The following is a 17,840-nucleotide window of genomic DNA, read 5'->3' on the forward strand; positions in this document are numbered from 1 at the left end:
GTACCCGCTGGGCATACGTGCGGGTGCTCGGAGATCCGGAAGTAAGCCCGCGCACATACGACGCTGTCGCGTGTTTGAGCGGAGTCCACGCTCCGCCGCTGCCTGCGGTGCGATCGGCCGAGGTGCCCATCAGCGTCGGCCGCTGCGTCGTTGCGCTTCACGCGCGGCGCTGATCACGCCCTTCAGACCGGGGGCGTCGCTGTTCTGCCAACGGTCCAGTAGGGCGGACACCATCGGGTTATCGGCAGGCAAGCGACGGACGGCGTTCCCGGCCTGTCCGCGCGGGACGGCCTCGGGTGGAATCCGCATTAAGGCGTCGCAGATGACCGACAGGGTGTCGGGCGCCCGCTCGGCGAGTTCGAGCGCGGCGACGAACGCCGGACCGCCGGGTCGCCGCGTCAGCACCTCCACCAACGCCTCCACGAGCTGGACACGTCCGTCGCCAGGGAGCTTTCCGATCTCGTCACACGCGAGCCGCCGGACCCCGGCGACATCGGCCTGCACCCTGGTAAGCAGCTCCTGCAGGTGCGGAGGCAGTCGCGTGACGGCGACGCCGAAGGCGAGCTTGTCGCGGGAGTAGGTGAAGTACGGCCCCAGGTCTACTTCGCCAAGCGGAGGCTCCAGCCGCAGCCACGTACGCACGTGTGGTTTGTTCGCCCACGCCCGCACCTCTTCGGCGACCTGCGGCTGTTTGTCGGCCCTCCGCCCCCGATTAGAGACGGATGATCGGCGGGCACCCGAATACTCGGCGGTCTCGCCCTCCTTCGGCGGCGACGTGTCCTCATCGGTCTCCGATTCGGTGGTGGTCGATCCAGCCCGTGCGATGGATTCCGCCGCCCCAAGCTCCGGGATGGAGCCGGGCGAGGTAAGTTGCCAGTCGAACAGGCGCTGGAAGTCGCTGAAGTGTTGTTCCTCCAGGACCATGAGCTTGGCCAGCACCGGCAAGTCGAGGGTGATCTTCCGGCGCTGCGCGCTGCGGTGCTTGAGCAGCAGGTTGTTGAGAAACCGCTTGAGCTGCCTCGGGTTCCCGCGCAGTCCGCCTCCGAGCACCTCGGCGATGCTGGCTGCCCAGTTCAGGTCGCGCACCAGGTCGGGCGGCACGTCGCCGAGGACCGCTCCGGCCACGCCGACGTTGAACGCCACCTGCAGGTTGCCGGCTTCGCGGCGACAACGGGTCTCATCCAGGACCTTGCGGAATTGTTCGTCGTCGAGACGTAGTTCGGCCAGCAGCAGGTTGACGTAGGTGTCGGCCTCCGGAGCGGACAGCGGCGGGATGGCCACCTTGAGCTGCAGCATCTTCTCCAGATAGTCGGCCCCGATCCCGGTGCCGTCGGGCCGACGCAGCTGCGGGTACCGCGAGTCGATCGCGGACTCAACAACCGCCTGGTTGGCCGCCAGGACGTAGGCGGTCTTGGGCGTGTTGAGGAACAGCCGGATGGCCTCGAAGGTGTCCACCACGGTCTCGGACAGGCATCGGTCGAGGTCGTCGATGAACACCACCACTGCATCAACGTCTTCCAGTGTTCTGATGACCTTCGCGAACTCTGTCCGGAACCGTCCTGCATCCGTAATCGCCTCAGCCGTGCCGTTGCCCGGGGCGACCTCCTTAGCCTTGGGGTCTTCCAACAGCTTGTTGAGTTCGCTCGCCGCAGCGTTCACCCCGGCCTTCGTGACGTCCAGGACCTGTGGGTCCATGCTCGGGTCCATCGCCTGGATCGCGAAGGGAGCCGCGGTCTGGGCGGCGGAGACCGCGACCCGGCCGCCCCTGCGTCCCCACCGGCCCAGACCTTGGACGAACCTACGGAGCCTAGAAACCTGTTCCTGCTGATCGCTGCCGGCCCGTGGACCGATCGCGTCGAGCACGGTCGTCATCAGCGCGACCTTGACGTCGTCGTAATCCTCGTACTGCCAGGGGCTGAACTGGACGCATACGTACCGGGACGGCGACTCTTCATCATCCCGGATCTTCAGCAACTCCTGTCGCGTGATCCGCATCAGGCTGCTCTTCCCGGAGCCCCAGTCCCCAAGGAGGCCCACCGTCAGGGGGAGCAGCCGTGGTTCGGTGAGCGCCACGACCAGGGTGTCCACCAGAAAGTCGAAGCCGAGAAGATCAACCTCGGTTTCGTTATCCGCCCACATTGCCCCGCTCCGTCCAACGCGTCAGCTTGACATATCCGCTTCTCGGCAGCCGAAAGCGAACATCGAGGATAGATCGGCTATTAGCGTCGATGGGAATTTGACAGACGTATCGACGTAGACCGCACACTGTCACTGATCGGTTACTAAAATGTGATGGGTGCGTTGCGATCATGTCGCAAGTGGCCCGTTGCACTACCAGCAGTGACCTACTCGCGTCGTTGCGGTGCGTAGAACGGAACCGGCTGGTCAACGAAATGCAACTTGTCGCGGCGGCCGTCGGCATACGCGATCTCGTAGTTGACGGCACCCATACCAGTCACCGTCGATGCTGGGGAAACGCCCGTGAGGACCTCACGGGACCCGGCCAGTCAGGTCCAGTCCGGCTTCGATGACGTGACGAGGCGTGTCTGGGCTTCGGGCGAACAGCTTGTCACTCCGCGTGAGGTGATTTCCGTGAAGTGGCTAGGATTTGTCCGGGTGAAATAGTAAGTACAAGCCCTGACCGCTCGCCCGTATCGCATGGTACGGCCTTCCGGCCCTCGGTGAACCGGGTCGGACTACTTCTAGGATGGGCGATTAGCCTGCTTTGTGCCAATGCGCATCCGTGGTGGGCTTGCCGCGGGCCTCCACGGCGATCGGCGGTCCCATGCCTAGGCGTTCCTGGCGACATCGACCGGCCCGGGACGCACGGGAACCACGCCGCGATCAACCCGATGGCCGGCGTCCTCATTGAGAATCTATCCAAGTCTGTCCAAAAGGCTGAGACTGGGACTAGCTGGTAGTTACGGGATTTATCGTCCACTTTAAATCATTTCCCGTTACGGAGCGGCGAGTACTAATATGGCGCATTGATGCCGTTGATGCAGCGGCCCGATGCCTGCGCACAGGACTGCGGTCCGAGTACGCACGACCCGCGTCTCCCTCCCCCTCCGTCCGGGTGGGCAACCGGATTGCCGACGGCTTACGCACCGACGCCGAGTACGCCCAGGTCGGACTGTGGTCCTCCGACGGCGACGAGGGTGCGTAGCTCCTCCGAATGGTGCTGCCTCGCTACTTCCGCAGGCCGCACAACGTTTGTGCGGCCGTACCAAGAAGGGCGGTCGCAATGAGCGACATCACCACGCCGGAGCTCGAGCCGGACGACAACGAGATCCGCGTCATCCCCGTCACCGGCTTTCGCAACTCCGAGGGCGAGTTCGAACACTGGATTCCCCCGGTGAGCGTGACGACACGCGCGGAGGACTATCTGAAGAAGCACGACGACGTCCACCTTTCCGATGAGGAAATCCGCCGCCTCGTCCAGGGCGCCGTGGAGCCTCAGCAGCTCGACCGCATCCGCGTCGAGCGGCACAGGGTGGAGATCGGCTGGCTGATGGTCATTTCCTACCGGGCCTACTCGCCCATGGTGTCGCTCGCGATCGAAAACGACCGCCTGCTGGCCGAGGCCTCCTACGAGGCCGATCCGCGCGCCGGCGGCATGCGCACGGCGCTGGCCATGCCGGAGCCTCACCGCGACCATGCCGTGCTGATCCACCCGGACGATCACAAGGACATTCTGGAGTCCGTCGACCGGTCCGCCCAGCGTGTACTGACCGACAACCCCCAGGAAGTGGGGGAGCGGCTCGTTGAGCGCCCCCTGATGTTGGTGCCGGCGGCCTTTACGTCTGAGAGCGGCGAGCCCGCCGACGACCTCACCGCCGTGGACGGCAACTGCCGCCTCGCCTTTTGTTACCACCGCATCCGGGTGCCCCGGGGATGGGTGGACGACTCCCTGGTCGGGGAAGCGCGCAAGGAGACCGTGGAGCTTCGGCCCTCGCACCTGATGCGGATGCCCCTCCCACAGCGCCGCGAGCTGGTCCGCAAGGTGATCAAAGCCGAGCATAAGCGTCTCAAGGAGCCGCGCACCGGTACCTCAGGCGACATCAAGGACCGCAATCGGGCCGCGATGGCCCTCAACGCGCTGACCATCCCGGTCACGGTTATCGTCGGCTACCGCGATGACGACGCTCAGCGCGGGATGCAACGCTTCCCCGCCGCTGTGCGCTCCCTGCTGCTGCGCATGAACACGGGCGGCAAGGTGTTCGCCGACGGCGCGAAGAACGCTGTGAAGGCAGAGGAGATCATCAACGGGTTGTATGACGAGGGACTCCTGGGCCCCGAGGCGCAGGCCAGGGCCACGCGCGACGCTCTGATCGGTCGCGGGAACGTCGCCTCCTCGATGGAGGACCTCGGCTTCGCCTCCTGGCTCCCCGACCTGCGATTCGCCCTCGTCATGCAGCAGCTCACGCATAAGAGTCCGTCGTTCAACGCGCTGGTGCGCAGCAAGCTGCAGACCGAGGGCCGCCTCGTGCTCAGCCGGCGCAACGGGCCGATCGTCGAGCTGGGGCTGCGCTCCTACTCCGCGAGCATGAGCACCAACTCTCCGCGGACTGCTCTCGAAACGGGATGCTTGTGGCAGGACCTCGTCGACAACTGGTGGGTCGTCGAGAACATTGACACGGACATGAAGGTCGACAAGTTACTCGCCCGCGCGGACGCTGGAGAGACCCAGGCCAGGCTGCTGCTCGGCGCACTCGGGATGATCTCCCTGGTGATGAGCGGCCACCTCCTCGCGGCCGCTGGCTCGGCGGAGACGGAGGCCGGGACCACCATCGCCCGTACGGCCGTCGGTCTGATCATTAAGGGGCTCCTGGACAAGGCGGAGGGCCGGCAGATCCTCGCGGACGCCGTCAAGCGTGTGCGCTCCGCCAAGTCCCCCCGCTGGTGGGATCCGGAGAAGGAGGAACTCGTCGACCAGCCGAGCGGCTGGCGGGGCTCCACCTACAACGCGAAGCTGCGCAGCGCGGTCCGGCACGGCTTCAGCGCCAAAGGCTCGGGCAAGGAGAAGACCGCGGCTGAACGGGAGATCGACGCTCTCACCGAATTCCAGGAGAAGCTCGGCACGTCCCTCGATCGCCTCCGCGACCTGATGGACCTGCGTGACGAGAACGGCACCACGGATAAGCTGGCGTGGGCGGAGGTGGAAGCGTCGTTCACGCAGCTCGAAGACCTTGCGGACGACCTGCGTCTCATCTCTGAGCCGAAGCCGCGTGCGCGGTGAGGGCTCGCGTGTGGTCCGGCGTGGTCAGCATGACGACGGAGCGGTATGCCGTACTCGCACGCCTGGCCCGTCCCTGGCTTGAAGAGTTCAGGTGCTGTCCCCTCGGCGTTGAGGAGGACAGCGGCCGGGAGGAGCGGGCCGTGTACATCGTCATCAACGCTGATGGCATGGCCTGCTACTGCGGCCAGACCCGCCCAACCCGGGTTCTTGGCCGGGGGGCGGCCCTCGCCAGGCTTCGCCGGCACACGACCGAGGCCCGCTCGAAGCGGGAGGAGTGGGCGAGGTACTGGGTGTTGCCTCTCCTGCCGGACACCCCCGATGAGTTCGTCGACTGGCTCGAGCGTGCGGTGCAGGCCCGGCTCGGACTGCCCCGGCGAAACCGCCGATGGCGCAGATCGTGACGCCTGCCCGAACGTCGCCCCCTGGCTTCGAGGAGAGCCTGTTCGGTGCCAGAACTGGTGCAGACGGTCTGACCTGGTCCCCGCCGCACGGTGCGTTATCTGGTCGGCTGGACCATCACCGCGCTCGACGAGCAGGCCATCACCCGGCTGCCCGCCACTGCCTGGGCCGACTCACTCGATCAGGACGGCGGTCTCCAGCAGGGCCATCACGTGGCGGAGCTGACCGGCCTGAACCAGCGGGCCGGCTGGCCGGAGGGCATGCGGCTGGTGCGCCGGGTCCGCCCCTCGGCCTGCCATCGCAAGAACCTCACCGCGTTCGAGATGCGGACCGGCTGGAAGTACTCGATCATCGCCACCAACATCGGCCGCATGTGTGGGGCATCGCCGGCTCCCACCATCCGCAGTGGCTGGACACTGTGGCCCGCGCGCACCCGGTGGTTGAAGACCGGGTGCGCGCCGGCAAGGCGATGGGTCTGCGCAACCTGCCCAGCCAGGACTGGACTGTCAGCCAAGGCTGGATCCTGGCCGCCGACCTCGGCCACGACCTGGACTGCTGGCTCCGGCTACTGACCCTGCACGATCAAGACGGCCTGGAGCGCGCCGAACCGGGCACCATGAGCTACCAGCTCTACCACCTGCCCGCCCTCGCCCGCCGTCGCTACCTGCGGATCGAGCGCACTTGGCCCTGGGCCCAGGCGTTCGTCCTGGCCTGGCAGCACCTCATCGACCTGCCCATCCTCGCCTGAGTGCCGGACCTTGCCACGACGATCAGGAAGGAGCCCCGCCCCGGGCTCATGGAACCCGGCGCCACCGCAGCGACATGCGACGGCCCACACCAACCGCATCGGGGACATTACGGGCAAACTGCGGAGCCACTCACGCAAACACAGCCGCTGAAGAATCGAGGTGAACTCGTTTAGGCGGCCCGGCTACATAGCGTGGGATGGGCTCTCGGCAGTCCCCCCGGTCTTGCGGGGGGCACTGTTCTATTTGAAATTGTCAGCCCACGTGGAGCGATGCGGAGCAGTCGGCGGTTTTGGCAAGCAGATGGGTGTGAAGGAAGGTGCTGATGGCCTTGTACGCGGTTAGTTCGTTGGCGCGGTTGGTGAAGCCGTGGCCTTCGTCGGGATAGATGTCGTAGCGGACTTCGACGCCGCGTTCGCGTAGCCGGGTGACGATCTGGTCGGATTCGGCCTGGGGGACGCGTGGGTCATGGGCTCCCTGGATGACGAACAGGGGAGCGGTGATGCCGTCGGCGTAGGTGACGGGGCTGCGCTCGAGGAGGTGTTCGGCGCAGGTGTCGGGATCGCCGAGGACGGTGGCGACGAACGTCTTCCATGTGGGGGGTGACGCCTTCGCCAAGGTTAGGAGGTTACTGGGACCGCAGATGGAGACGCCTGCTGCCCACGGGTAGGGAAGGCGGGCCAGGCAGGACAGAGCAGCGAAGCCACCGTAGGAAGCGCCCATGACGGCGAGGCGGTTCGGGTCGGTCCAGTCGAGGGTGCGGAGGTACTGGATGGCGTGGTCCAGGTCGTCGAGGTCGATGCCGCCCCAGTCGCGGTAAATGAGTTTCTGGTGGGCGGTGCCGTAGCCGGTGGATCCGGCGAAGTTGGGGGCCAGGATGGCGATTCCCTGGTGGAGAAGATGCTGGTAGAGGCCAGAGCGAGCGTAGAGGGGGCGCTCCTGGGATTCCGGGCCACCGTGGATGGACAGCAGGACCGGGTGAGGGCCGGGGCCGTTCGGGCGGTAGAGCAGAGCGTGGACGTCGCGTCCGTCGCGGGCCGGGTAAGTGATCAGCTCGGGGGCGACGGGGTCGATGACGTGCAGTGCCGGAGGACGGGTATCGGTGAGGTAGCGGAACTCGTGTCGGGCCAGGTCCAGGACCGCTATTTCCGCCGGCCTCGCCGCGGAGTTGATCAGGATGACCGCGAAGGAGGCGTCAGGCGCCAGGGACAGCGCGGACATGACGCCGGGCGGGATGCCGGGCAGCGATATGGGGCGGCCGTCGCGGTCGGCGTGCAGGCGGGAGCTGCCGCCCTCGTTGACTGACCAGATGCGGACTCCCGCGGCGGCGTCGAGGACCTCGACGTCCCAACTCGGGCGCGCGATCGCCTGCAGGGAGCTGGCTGCGAGGTCGTAGAAGGCGGCGGCGGTGAACTCGCTCCAATGGTCGGTGAGCAGGTGGAAGCCGCTGGAGTCCGCCGCCCAGACTCCGGGCTCGAAGAGACCCTCGCCCAGGGCGGATGTCATGCAGATCGGCGTGGCGTCCGGGTCGCTCAGGTCGGTGAGATAGATGGCTATGTCGGTGTTGGAACGGAACCCGGTCGCCAGCAGCCAGCGGCCGTCGGGGGAGAGGCTGACGGCCTCGAACGCGACCCCTTGCGGGGGTGTGAAGCGGCGGAGTTCGCTGCTCTCTAGATCGTGGACGATGAGGTCCTGAGCGGCGGGGTCGCGGTCATTGGCGGTGTAGGCCAGGAAGCGGCCGGTCGGGTCGAATGGCGACGTGGCCAGGACACGCTGACAGTCCGGACCGGAGCTGATCTCGGTCAGGCCGCTGCCATCCAGAGCGACGAGGTAGATGCGGAACTGCTCGTCCCCGTTCTCGTCGGCGGTGAAGACCAGCCGATCGCCGGAGGGGGTCCAGGCGATCTGGCGGACTGTCCGGTCGTCGAAGCCCGCCACGCGGCGCGGCTCGCCACCGGTGACGGGAACGACCCACAGGTCGTAGTGCCCGGAGGCGTGGCTGGAGTAGGCGACCAGTTGGCCGTCCGGGGACAGCGCAAGGGTGGGCTGGAAGCGTTGCTGGGGAACGAAGTCCAGGTATTCGGGCATGTGACAGGGCCTCTCGGGTTCAGTTGATCCAGCCGCGGCGCGCTGCTGCGGCTCCGGCGGCGAAGCGGGTCTCCACGTCCAGCGCATCGCGGATGGCGGTCCAGTGTCTGCGCATGGTGTTGACGCTGATGTCCATCCGCCGGGCGATCGCCTCGTCGGATAGTCCTTGATTGAGCAACTGCAGTACCTGCGACTGCGCAGGGGTGAGTGGCCCGACGGCTTCCGTGCTTCCGAACGGGATCGCCTTCTCCCAGAGCAGTTCGAAGTACTCGCGCAGCGCACCGACGATGACGGGCGAGCGTACGAGCAGAGCTCCGCCCATCCCTGTGGGCGTCAGCGGAAGGAGCGCGACTGCCTCGTCTGCGAGCTTCATCTTCATCCCGATGCGAGGCAGCAGCCGCGCCTGTTCCCCGGCTTCCACTGCAGCCTCGATCGTCTTCGCACCGATCGGGTGCTCTGCGCAGCGGGTCTCATAGATCGCCCGGCATTGCACCTGGCCCTCGAAGACTGGTAGCGGCACGTACCCGGTGGAGTCCTCGACAGGCGCCTCCAGGACGTAGTTGTCCAATGTGAGCCAGTCGTGCCGCGCGGCGTTGATGAGTGCGTAGGACAGGCGGCTGATCTCATCCCGATCGGTGACGATCTGCACGAGCCGGTCCATCGTTGAGTTCGAGGACGCCGCGGCCGGCGTCTGGTGGAACTCCCTCAGTCGCTTGTGTCCGGCCAGCAACCGCTCCTGATTGCTGACGAGACGGCGTGAAAGGTCTGTCAAGACGCCCTGCAATGCGAGTTCCGGGGGAGCGGGCACGAGACGTGGCGGCATCGAGGGGCCGTCCGGCCGGCGATGCGCCATCCCACGGGCCGTAAGTTCCGCGACCTGCTCACTGCTTCCAAGCAGGGACGCGGCGTCGTCCTCAGGGCAGCCGCCCTCCGTGAGCAGCACGGAGTACGACGCGAAGATCTCTTCTGGGACGACGCCCTCCAATAGGCGCTGCGCTTTGACCTGGTCCTGTCCGTCCACCGTCACCTCCGATCAGAGAGTAGTGGCCCTAACACGCCTTGTGATGGCCCTTCTTGCCGTGTCGGGCGATGAGTGGTTCCGAGCGATGGTGAGTTCTCACCATCAAGCGCTGTGCCCCGGAGGCCCGCTGTCATAGGCGTTCTCGCTGCCCCGTGCACCGCGCCCCCGCCAGTAGCTGCCGTGGAGAGTTTCACCACCCCTGTTGCGGTGCCGCGCACGGTCTGATCAGTGCGAAGGCTCAAAAGTGGCAGGGAGGCAGTATGCGGCAGCAACTCGTCGTAGACGTAGCGAGGAAGCTGAGTGCAGCGGTTGCGGCGTCAATTCTGGTTGGCGTCAGTTCGCCAGCCAGTGCGTTGGCTAGCGCAGAGCCTTACTGTCCGCAGGTGGGCCGAGCGCCACGTCAGGTGTACGACATCGAGAAGTTCTGTGCCTTGGTGTATGGCGACCTGATGGAAGGCCGGGCGCTGGATCTCCTGGAGTTGCTGGAACGGTCGCAACGCAATCCGGTGCATGCCTCGCTCTCTCCTAAACCGCAGAAGGTGTCGAGGCCACGCGAGGTGGCTTCTACGGTGAAACAGCCTGAAGCTGAGCCAGCCAAATTTCGTAGGAGGGATGCCGAACCGCGCATGCTGCGTGAAAGCGGCCGGGAAGCTGGCCGGGCTCCGGGTCGAGTTCTCAACCGAGATCGTCAGCCAAGGGCTGACCGTCAGCAGCGCCCACGAAGGAACGGTAGGGAGCCATCGTCCACGACGGTTCTCACACCACCGGCTCCATCGGAAACGCCGTTGGCATCGGCCTCCATGTCTTCCCCTGTGCCTACATCGGTCGATGCGGTGAGGCCGAGGTCAGAGTACCTGCCTGAGGCGATGGGTCCGCTGGGTGCTGCGCTGGCGTTCGGGCTCATGCTCATGGTCCTGAGCGCTGCGCTTATCGGTCGTCTACGGTCCTGGCCGATGCAGGCGAGCGCGGGCTCGTCTGCCGTGGGCCTGTCTGGCGATGCCGCCTGTCCACGCGGCATCGATGGTCGCAATGGTGAGGACGCTGAAGTACCCCCGGCGGTTGTCCTGGCACCCGCTGGGGCGCAGGCGCCTGCGGTCGACTGCGTGACGCCGGAGTCGGTTGCCGTCGTTGAGGGCAGTGAACCTCGGGCGGTGACTACGTCTCAGCTTGACCAGCCCAGCTCCGGCCCGGCGGTTGCAGAGGCAGGTGCGGAGGCGGAGGCTGAGGCGCCCTTCGTGCCAGGCGCTTCAGCCGGGCTGAGGTCGGGGTTCATAGCGGCGGCGGGCAAGGCGAAGGCCGAGGTACTGGGGGTACCGCGGCTGTCGTATGGCAGGTCGGAGATCTCCTTCGGCCGTGCCGAGGCGCGGGAGCTGTTTGCGTTGCTTTCGGTGTCGCGGGACGGAGTTTCGGCGGAGGGGATCGCCGAGACGCTGTGGCCGGGGGAGGTTGGCGGGCGCCGGTTGGAGTCGGCGGTGCGGGAGATCAACCGGGCGATGCGGCAGGCGACGGGGTGCGCGACTGGCGTGCGGTTCGTGCTGAAGTCCGGGGAGCGGCGACTGCTGCCTGCGGCGTCGTTCGATGTGGACTTTTGGCGGTTCGAGGACGCGTGCAAGCTGGCCTCGATTGCGGCCGAGGACGCTATGCGGGTGGCGGCGTTGCATGAGGTGCTGGCCTTGTATCGGGGGGCGCTGCTGGCTGGGCGTGATGATCTGTGGGTGCTGCCGTTGCGGCAGGCCGCTCAGCGGCAGGCGGCGGATGCCGCTGAGCGGCTGGCCGAGCTGGTGAGGGCCGATGATCCAGGCCGGGCGATGGACGTGCTGCGGTTGGCGGTCGAGCGCATCGATCCGTGCAGCGAGACGTTGTGGTGCCTGCTGATGTCGGTTCAAGGCGAACTCGGGCGCCTGCCCGCGGTACGGCGTTCGTTCGAGTTGTTGAGGGAGCGGCTGGCGGAGATCGACGCGGTGCCGAGTGCGCAGGCGCGGCAGGTGTATGAGCGCTTCATTCGTTAACGGGCCCGTCCAAGAGCGGCGGATAGTGGAGACCTGGCGGTGCCCCCGGCCGGGGGCTCACCTTTCTTCGTGAAGAATGCGCTGGTCGTGCCTTGCGTAGGTGGCCAGCATCTCGGCCGTGAGCAGATGGGCGGGGCGGGTGCCGTAGATGCGGGCCAGCAGGCGGAGCGTGGAGATGGAGGGTCGCCGGCCTGATTGCGGCCAGTTCTCGTAGTCGTAGAGGCGAGACTCGCGCAGTCCGGCACTGATGGTGCCGGCGAGTCGGTGGAAGACCTCGATCGTCTGCGCCGCGGTGAGTCCGGCGGCATACCGGTAGAGGCGGAGCGGGGTGGCGAGGTGGTCGAGGCTGAGGATGACGGCGATCTGGTCGACTGTGAAGCCGTGCTGGCGCAGGTATCGGCTGCGGCGGCGGCAGTCGAGAAGCGTCTGGTATCCGGTACCTGACATGCGTTGACGTCCCCTTTCCTGCCCACGCGCGGTGGGCACGTCGGTACCCCGCATCCGGGGTTGGGACGGTAGGCGGCCTTTGGGGAGGGGCTCCAGTCTCCGCGTGGGGTGATCGCCGGGGTCGGTCTCGGGGTGTCGGCGGTCGTGGGAATGGTGTTGCTGCAGGCCGGGGCGGGTGGGCGCGTGGTGGCGGGTTGGGGGTGTGATTCGGGCGGCGAGGTGAGTGATCGTGCTGGCCGCTCCCCGGATGGGCCGGGGGCGTGACCGAAGGGACATCCGCATGGACACGCGCACACAGCATGCCACGGCCGAGTCGAACCCTCTCCTCGTTTCGTCGACGTGCCAGCGGCCGTCAGCGGTGGAGGAGTTCCCGGATCTGGCGCCGGGGCTTGTGATGTCCAGGCTGCGCGCCTCGCAGGTGTGGAGCGGGATGGCCTGGCGGCGGGCCTTTCCCGGGCGGGGAGATCAGTCGGCTCCCGCGCGCCGCATGGTGGGAGAGCTTCTGGCCGACACCGGCCGGGTGGATGACGCGCGGTGGGTGACGGCCGAGCTGGTCAGCAACGCGCTGCGGCACTCGCGTTCGGGCCGGGAGCGGGGGTTCTTCGTGGTCGAGGTGCTACGCGGCACAAAAGTGGCCAGGATCGTGGTCTATGACCTGGGCGGCGGCCCATCCCCGGACTTCTCCCGCGCGCCTGGCTCAGTGCCCGAGGCGGCCGAGCACGGGAGGGGCCTGGCCGGGGTGGCTGAGCTGGCGACCCGGACAGGGATCTCGGGTGATGCGATCAAGGGCCACGCGGTCTGGGCTGATCTCGCGCTGGAGCCGGTCCCTGCTGGGCCGAGTCCGATGATCACCGGCGAGGTCGCCTGCCCACACCGTGCGTTCATGGGGCAGCAGGAAGCATCGGGCGATGTACCGGATGGTCGACTGGGCGCCTTGCAGGAGGGCGTGACGGTATCGGCGAGTAGGCCGGGGCCGGTCGGCGAGGAAGGAGCTGCTGGCCTGGACCCTTCCGCAGGCTTGTGGGAGGCGAGCTGAAGCCGAACGCGGACCAGGTGTCCGCATTCGGGCAGGAGCCGTGGGCACAGCAGGCGCTGGCCGGGCTGCGCCGAGACTGGCCCGACTGGGCCTTCCTGGTGGTCGGCTACCAGTGGTTGGCCATGCGGGGCAAGCAGGTCATCATCAGCGCGACCGGGCCGCAGGAGTTGCGTCATGCCCTGCCACCCATTCCGTCAAGGCCAAACTCGGCCGTGCCGGGCGCGTTCGAGCGCGGTGAGCCAGAGCCTGGTCCGGTGCTGCCAGCGTTGGCCGAGTTGTTGGAAGGGCAGCCGGACGTGAGCTGGACAAGGGCGTCCCCGCCATCGACGTCGGGCGCGGGTGGGGCGCGGGCGGGGTGGTGGCCGGACGGATGGTGGCGGTGGGGTCGGCGTCGAGACCGCTCGCAGCCAGGCGCGCGAGCCGGGGAAGGTGCTCGTCCAGCTCGCCGTGCCGGGCATGTGGATGGGGGGCGGGCCTCGTCATCGCCGTACTCGATCGAGGTCCTCGAAAGTGGCTGCTGCGGTCGCAGCCTGAGGCCAGAGCCCCCGCTCCGACATGATGGCCGTGCGGGCTTGACACCTGGGGCGTAGGTAGGCGTTGATACCGGTCCGCCCGTCCGGTGCGGAGGGGGCGCTGGGCGGGCGGACCGGGGTGGGTTCGCCTCGCGTAGGGGCGAGGGAATCCACCGCTGAAGGACAACCGAGCTAGCCACGTGGGTGTCGCGGTCGCTGTTGCGGGTTCAAAAGCAGGGCGTTGTTCGCTGTCGCGCTCGGTGTCGCCTTTTGTTGTTGCGTCCGCTGTCGCCGCTGAGAGCGCATCACCCGTTGGCGTGCCGTCTGCTCAGGTCACGCGGGTTTCGCCCGAGGCGATGCACGCCCCGACTCGCCCTAAGGCGAGCCTAGGAATATATGTGCGGGCCCGTTGTGGTGCGGCCCTCACATTATTGTCGGGGTTCCCGTCGTCGATTGCTTTCCGTCTTCTGCTGGCCAGCCTCCCAACGGCCGGCGTGAGGCCGACCGTTGGGAGGACCTTGAAGGAAGCGAGCAGAACCTCGCCCGCCCGGTCGGTCGCCGTCCGCCCAGGTTCGGCCGGTTGCATGACCGCGCTGTCCAGGTCAGCCGGGCGCGTGCGGCCCGTGCCTGTGCCGGGTGTGGCGCGTACCGTCTCGGCCCGCGCGGAACCGTGTCGGGTGGGGCCCGGTTCGCCACAGGGCGTTCCGGGGCCGGGGGGCTAGCTGATGGCCAGGGTGCCAGCGGGCGGGACATGCGTGTACGCCGGGAGATCAGCCCACGCGGGATGGTGCTCACAGAGGATGTCGGTCAGGTCAGCGGCGATGGTGCCGTCGTCGTGGGGATCGCCTTGTTCGGCGCGGCTGTCGCGTAGCTGGCACATGTCCTCGTAGCTGATGATCTCCAGTAGGGCGTCGTCGTCGCCGTTTTCGGGACGGTTGATGACGGCGTCGGTGCCGTCCCACATCAGCGTCCATCCGGGGCCGTAGGCCGACAGTCCTCGTACGTGTGAGGCGTTCACGATGACCTCATCGTCGGCGGTAATCGTGTGTCGCATCATGCGTGCGTTTCCTTTCGTTTCCGGGTCCCCGGTGCCCAGGGGGCTTCCCGCGCATTTCTATGGACGCTCGACTTCTATTTGATGTCAAGCCGAACGCGCGATTATTTGTGAGGCGCTGCTGGCTGTGAATCGGGCAACACGGCATCGTCCGCCGTCGTTCGGATAAATGTCGGGCGACCTGTACGCGTGTCTATTGTCAAGCCGATCCGATGACCTTCTCGCGAGATGTTTTACCAGCTTGCAGAAGGTGTTGTTAGGTAAGCCTCTCCAGCCGTCGCGGTGACGAAAAATGTTTCCGTGATCCCTTGCTATGCGCCACGACGCGAGACATGGTCGAGCCGCAAACGAAAACACCGGCCGCGCATCGGCCGGGAATTCAACCGGGAAGGGCATCGGAAAAATGGCTATTCAAGACACGGCAATGGTTGTCGCGGAAAACGCCGCCAATGACACGGACACCATCGCTGACGCGCCCGTGGCGGGCCCTGACGGCCCGGCTATCCCGGCCCCGGACACAGACAACGAGGGCGGGGCGGAAGCCCGTGTGGCGGCGGTAGGGGCCGCGCTGATCGCCACGCCGGGCGGGTCGGCCACGGCGATCGGGGCGGCCGCCGGGATGAGCCGGGTGGCGGTGGGCAAGATCCTCAACCAGCTCGAAATCGACGGTCGGGCCCGGCGTGTGGCGGGCGGGCATGACGGTCAGGGCCGGGGGCGCACCCCGGACCGGTGGTATCCGACCGACAACGACGACATGACCGACAGTTCCACGGTCGCCTTGGAGCAGACCGTAAAGGTCGACCTCCCGGATCCAGCGGAGGTCACGCCTACGGCTGCCACAACAGACGACCTAAACGTGGCTGATCTGTATGAGACAACGGAGGACGCCACCGGGCTGGACACCCACCAGGAGGCCGTACTGGCCGCCCTAGAGGGCAACTCCGGCTGGTCCGCCGCCGCGATCGGCGTAGCGGCCGGGCTGACCCGGGAAGGCGCGATCAAGGTGCTCGATCAGCTGGTGGCGGCCGGGCTGGCCTCGCGCGGAGACGACGAGGACCGGAGCAAGGACGAGTGGTACCTGGCATCCGGCGACGAGCCGACCGCCCGCGACGAGGCTCCCGAGGTGAACGTGGAGCCCACCCAGACCTTCCCGCCGGACGCCGACGAGACTCCAGACGAGCCGACCGCTGAGCCGGTTGCCGACACCGATCCGGCCTGGGCGAGAGTGCGGGCCGAACTCCTTGAGTTGGCTGACCTGCTGTCCGGGACGGTCACCGCGAAAGACGACAACGGCGATGCGGTGATGGCGTTGGGTCGCCTCGAAATGGCGATGGCCAAGGCCGCTCAGGTGCATCGGACCGCCCGCGCGGTGTTGACCGGCATCACCCCCGCCCCGGCACGGACGCCGTCCACCCGCACCGGCAACGGCGGCGGGGGCGGGGTGACGGTCCGGCCGGGCGCGCTGCGGGATCGGGTGCACGCCCACCTGACCGAGCACCCCGGTAAGGAGTTCACCCCCTACGAGATCGGGCGGGTGTTGGACGCCTCGTCCGGCGCGGTGGCCAACGCGTTGGACCGGCTCGTCAGCCTCGGTCAGGCAGCGCTGACCTGTGAACGGCCCCGCCGGTTCGCCCTCGCTGCCACCGACAGCACTAGCGACTGATCCTCACGCGGGCGGGCTACCCCACCAGCCCGTCCGCCCCGGGGCACGCGCCGCCTGGACCCCGGCCTGTCCTGGGACGGCCCCACCCACGATCCGCATCACATCGCCTTACCTGATTCATCACGCCTGAGGAGGCACCGTCATGGCCCACGAGATCGAGATCTTCGCCAATGGCTCAGCCGGTTTCGCCGCTGCGGGGAAGCCCGCCTGGCACGGGCTCGGCTACACCGCGCCCGGCCCGATGACCGCCGAGGAACTCCTGAACAACGCCCAGCTTGCCGGATGGGACGTGCGCAAGGTCGGGGTCGGTTCGGTCACCGACCCCGTCACCGGACAGCCCGTTACCACCGATGAGGATTTCCTGGTCGTCCGTACGAACCCGGTGACCGGTCAGCCCGAACGCCTCGGCATGGTCGGCAAGGACTACAAGGTCGTACAGAACGAGGAGGTCACCGACTTCCTGCAGACCCTGGTGGACGAGTCCGGCGCGGTCTTCGACACCGGCGGTTCGCTGAACGGCGGACGGCGGGTCTTCGTCACCATGCGCCTGCCCGAGCCGCTCATGGTCGGCGGGTTCGACCAGGTCGACCTGTACCTGGCGGCGTTCTCCCGTCACGACGGCTGGGGCGCGTTCACCACCGTCGCGACCCCCGTCCGTGTGGTGTGCGCGAACACCGAACGCGCGGCGTTGCGTAACCACGCGGCCAAGTTCACGGTCCGGCACACCGGTCACATCGCCGGGCGCATCGCGGAGGCACGCGAGGCGCTCAAGCTGACGTGGCGACACGGGCAGGCCTTCGCCGCCGAAGCCGAGAAGCTTCTTTCGGTTCCGATGGACGTCAAGGAGTTCCGGCAGTTCGCCGCCGCCCTCCACCCCATGGACCCCAACGCCAAAGAGCTGCGGCGCAAGAACCACGAGATGACGATGCGCGAGCTGGAGTGGCTGTTCACCAGCGCCCCAACCCAGGAACCCATCAGGAACACCCGCTGGGCCGCATACAACGCCGTTACCGAGCGGCTCGACCACAAGAGCCCCGTCTTCGGCAGCCGTGACATCGGCACGGTGCGAGCCGAACGTGCCCTGCTCGACGACCACGACAACACCAAGATCAAGATCCGCGCGTTCAAGCTCCTCACCACCGCCTGAGCGTCCGACCGACCCGGTACGGCCCGCTCAGGGCCGTACCACAACCTCAAGGAGAAGATCATGGGACAGCTCGAGACCATGGCCGAGACGCATTACACCCGCACCTCGATCGAGGCGTGTGAGGCGATCGACAAGCTCACCTACGCCGCCGAGTTCGGCAAGGGCCTCGCCTCCGAGGACCTGGCCCGGCTCGCCGTCACCCAGTTCGTCTTCGGCTGGTGGCAGCAGGTCATGGACCTGATCAACAGTGAGGGGCTCGACGGGGCCGAGGCCGTCATGCGCACCCGCCACCAGGCCGAACAGCACCTCCTGAACGGCAGCCCGCTCCTTTACGCAGACCTGTTCGCGCAGGCGATGGCCCAGGCCCGCCGCCAGGCCGCGCAGGGGTTCCTGGCCACCACCCGGTCGTTGGCCGATGCCCTTGCCGGGCCTGTCATCCCGGCAAGCCACTTCGCGAAATAGCCCTCCAACCAAGGAAC

The 17,840-nt window shown here is 67.3% G+C and carries 14 protein-coding genes; 8 read left to right on the forward strand and 6 right to left on the reverse strand.

Features of this window, described 5'->3' with window-relative positions; translation table 11 throughout:
• Nucleotides 1–129: 129 nt before the first annotated feature.
• Nucleotides 130–2,139, reverse strand: coding sequence for a P-loop NTPase fold protein (locus tag ACIBVN_RS40815; RefSeq protein WP_397145652.1), 2,010 nt, complete (start codon nucleotides 2,137–2,139; stop codon nucleotides 130–132).
• A gap of 1,105 nt (nucleotides 2,140–3,244) precedes the next feature.
• Here ACIBVN_RS40815 and ACIBVN_RS40820 point away from each other — a divergent pair.
• A complete protein-coding gene (locus ACIBVN_RS40820; RefSeq protein ID WP_397145653.1) occupies nucleotides 3,245–5,239 on the forward strand; it encodes a hypothetical protein in 1,995 nt (664 codons plus the stop codon).
• Between the two features lie 29 nt (nucleotides 5,240–5,268).
• Complete coding sequence (locus tag ACIBVN_RS40825) at nucleotides 5,269–5,640, forward strand: hypothetical protein (protein ID WP_397145654.1); 372 nt, start codon at nucleotides 5,269–5,271, stop codon at nucleotides 5,638–5,640.
• A 206-nt stretch (nucleotides 5,641–5,846) separates the two neighbouring features.
• Here the strand turns inward: ACIBVN_RS40825 and ACIBVN_RS40830 are convergent, their stop codons facing one another.
• Complete coding sequence (locus ACIBVN_RS40830; protein WP_397145655.1) at nucleotides 5,847–6,011, reverse strand: hypothetical protein; 165 nt, start codon at nucleotides 6,009–6,011, stop codon at nucleotides 5,847–5,849.
• On the opposite strand from ACIBVN_RS40830, the gene ACIBVN_RS40835 reads away from it, so the two are divergent.
• A complete protein-coding gene (locus ACIBVN_RS40835; protein WP_397145656.1) occupies nucleotides 6,012–6,386 on the forward strand; it encodes a hypothetical protein in 375 nt (124 codons plus the stop codon). It begins immediately after the preceding gene.
• Between the two features lie 253 nt (nucleotides 6,387–6,639).
• Here ACIBVN_RS40835 and ACIBVN_RS40840 read toward each other — a convergent pair whose 3' ends face one another.
• A complete protein-coding gene (locus ACIBVN_RS40840) occupies nucleotides 6,640–8,472 on the reverse strand; it encodes a S9 family peptidase (protein ID WP_397145657.1) in 1,833 nt (610 codons plus the stop codon).
• A gap of 19 nt (nucleotides 8,473–8,491) precedes the next feature.
• Nucleotides 8,492–9,493, reverse strand: a complete 1,002-nt coding sequence (locus ACIBVN_RS40845; protein ID WP_397145658.1) for a LuxR C-terminal-related transcriptional regulator — start codon at nucleotides 9,491–9,493, stop codon at nucleotides 8,492–8,494.
• Nucleotides 9,494–10,728: 1,235 nt separating this feature from the next.
• Here ACIBVN_RS40845 and ACIBVN_RS40850 point away from each other — a divergent pair.
• On the forward strand, nucleotides 10,729–11,502 hold the full coding sequence (locus ACIBVN_RS40850; RefSeq protein ID WP_397145659.1) for a BTAD domain-containing putative transcriptional regulator: 774 nt from the start codon (nucleotides 10,729–10,731) through the stop codon (nucleotides 11,500–11,502).
• Nucleotides 11,503–11,559: 57 nt separating this feature from the next.
• Here the strand turns inward: ACIBVN_RS40850 and ACIBVN_RS40855 are convergent, their stop codons facing one another.
• A complete protein-coding gene (locus ACIBVN_RS40855; protein WP_397145660.1) occupies nucleotides 11,560–11,949 on the reverse strand; it encodes a hypothetical protein in 390 nt (129 codons plus the stop codon).
• A 280-nt stretch (nucleotides 11,950–12,229) separates the two neighbouring features.
• Here ACIBVN_RS40855 and ACIBVN_RS40860 point away from each other — a divergent pair, with 280 nt between their 5' ends.
• Complete coding sequence (locus ACIBVN_RS40860; RefSeq protein ID WP_397145661.1) at nucleotides 12,230–12,985, forward strand: ATP-binding protein; 756 nt, start codon at nucleotides 12,230–12,232, stop codon at nucleotides 12,983–12,985.
• A 1,230-nt stretch (nucleotides 12,986–14,215) separates the two neighbouring features.
• Here the strand turns inward: ACIBVN_RS40860 and ACIBVN_RS40865 are convergent.
• Entirely contained in the window at nucleotides 14,216–14,554 is a 339-nt protein-coding gene (locus ACIBVN_RS40865; protein ID WP_397145662.1) for a hypothetical protein, read from the reverse strand.
• 421 nt (nucleotides 14,555–14,975) lie between these two features.
• Here ACIBVN_RS40865 and ACIBVN_RS40870 point away from each other — a divergent pair, with 421 nt between their 5' ends.
• From ACIBVN_RS40870 to ACIBVN_RS40880, 3 genes are all read left to right on the forward strand, one after another.
• Nucleotides 14,976–16,214: a MarR family transcriptional regulator gene (locus tag ACIBVN_RS40870; RefSeq protein WP_397145663.1), complete on the forward strand. Its 1,239-nt coding sequence runs from the start codon at nucleotides 14,976–14,978 to the stop codon at nucleotides 16,212–16,214.
• Between the two features lie 142 nt (nucleotides 16,215–16,356).
• Nucleotides 16,357–17,361, forward strand: a complete 1,005-nt coding sequence (locus ACIBVN_RS40875; protein WP_397145664.1) for a DUF932 domain-containing protein — start codon at nucleotides 16,357–16,359, stop codon at nucleotides 17,359–17,361.
• Nucleotides 17,362–17,421: 60 nt separating this feature from the next.
• Nucleotides 17,422–17,823 (forward strand): hypothetical protein, encoded by a 402-nt coding sequence (locus ACIBVN_RS40880; protein WP_397145665.1) that lies wholly within the window; start codon nucleotides 17,422–17,424, stop codon nucleotides 17,821–17,823.
• Nucleotides 17,824–17,840 lie beyond the last annotated feature (17 nt).

Source organism: Nonomuraea sp. NPDC049400 (assembly GCF_044466425.1).
Lineage (GTDB): Bacteria > Actinomycetota > Actinomycetes > Streptosporangiales > Streptosporangiaceae > Nonomuraea.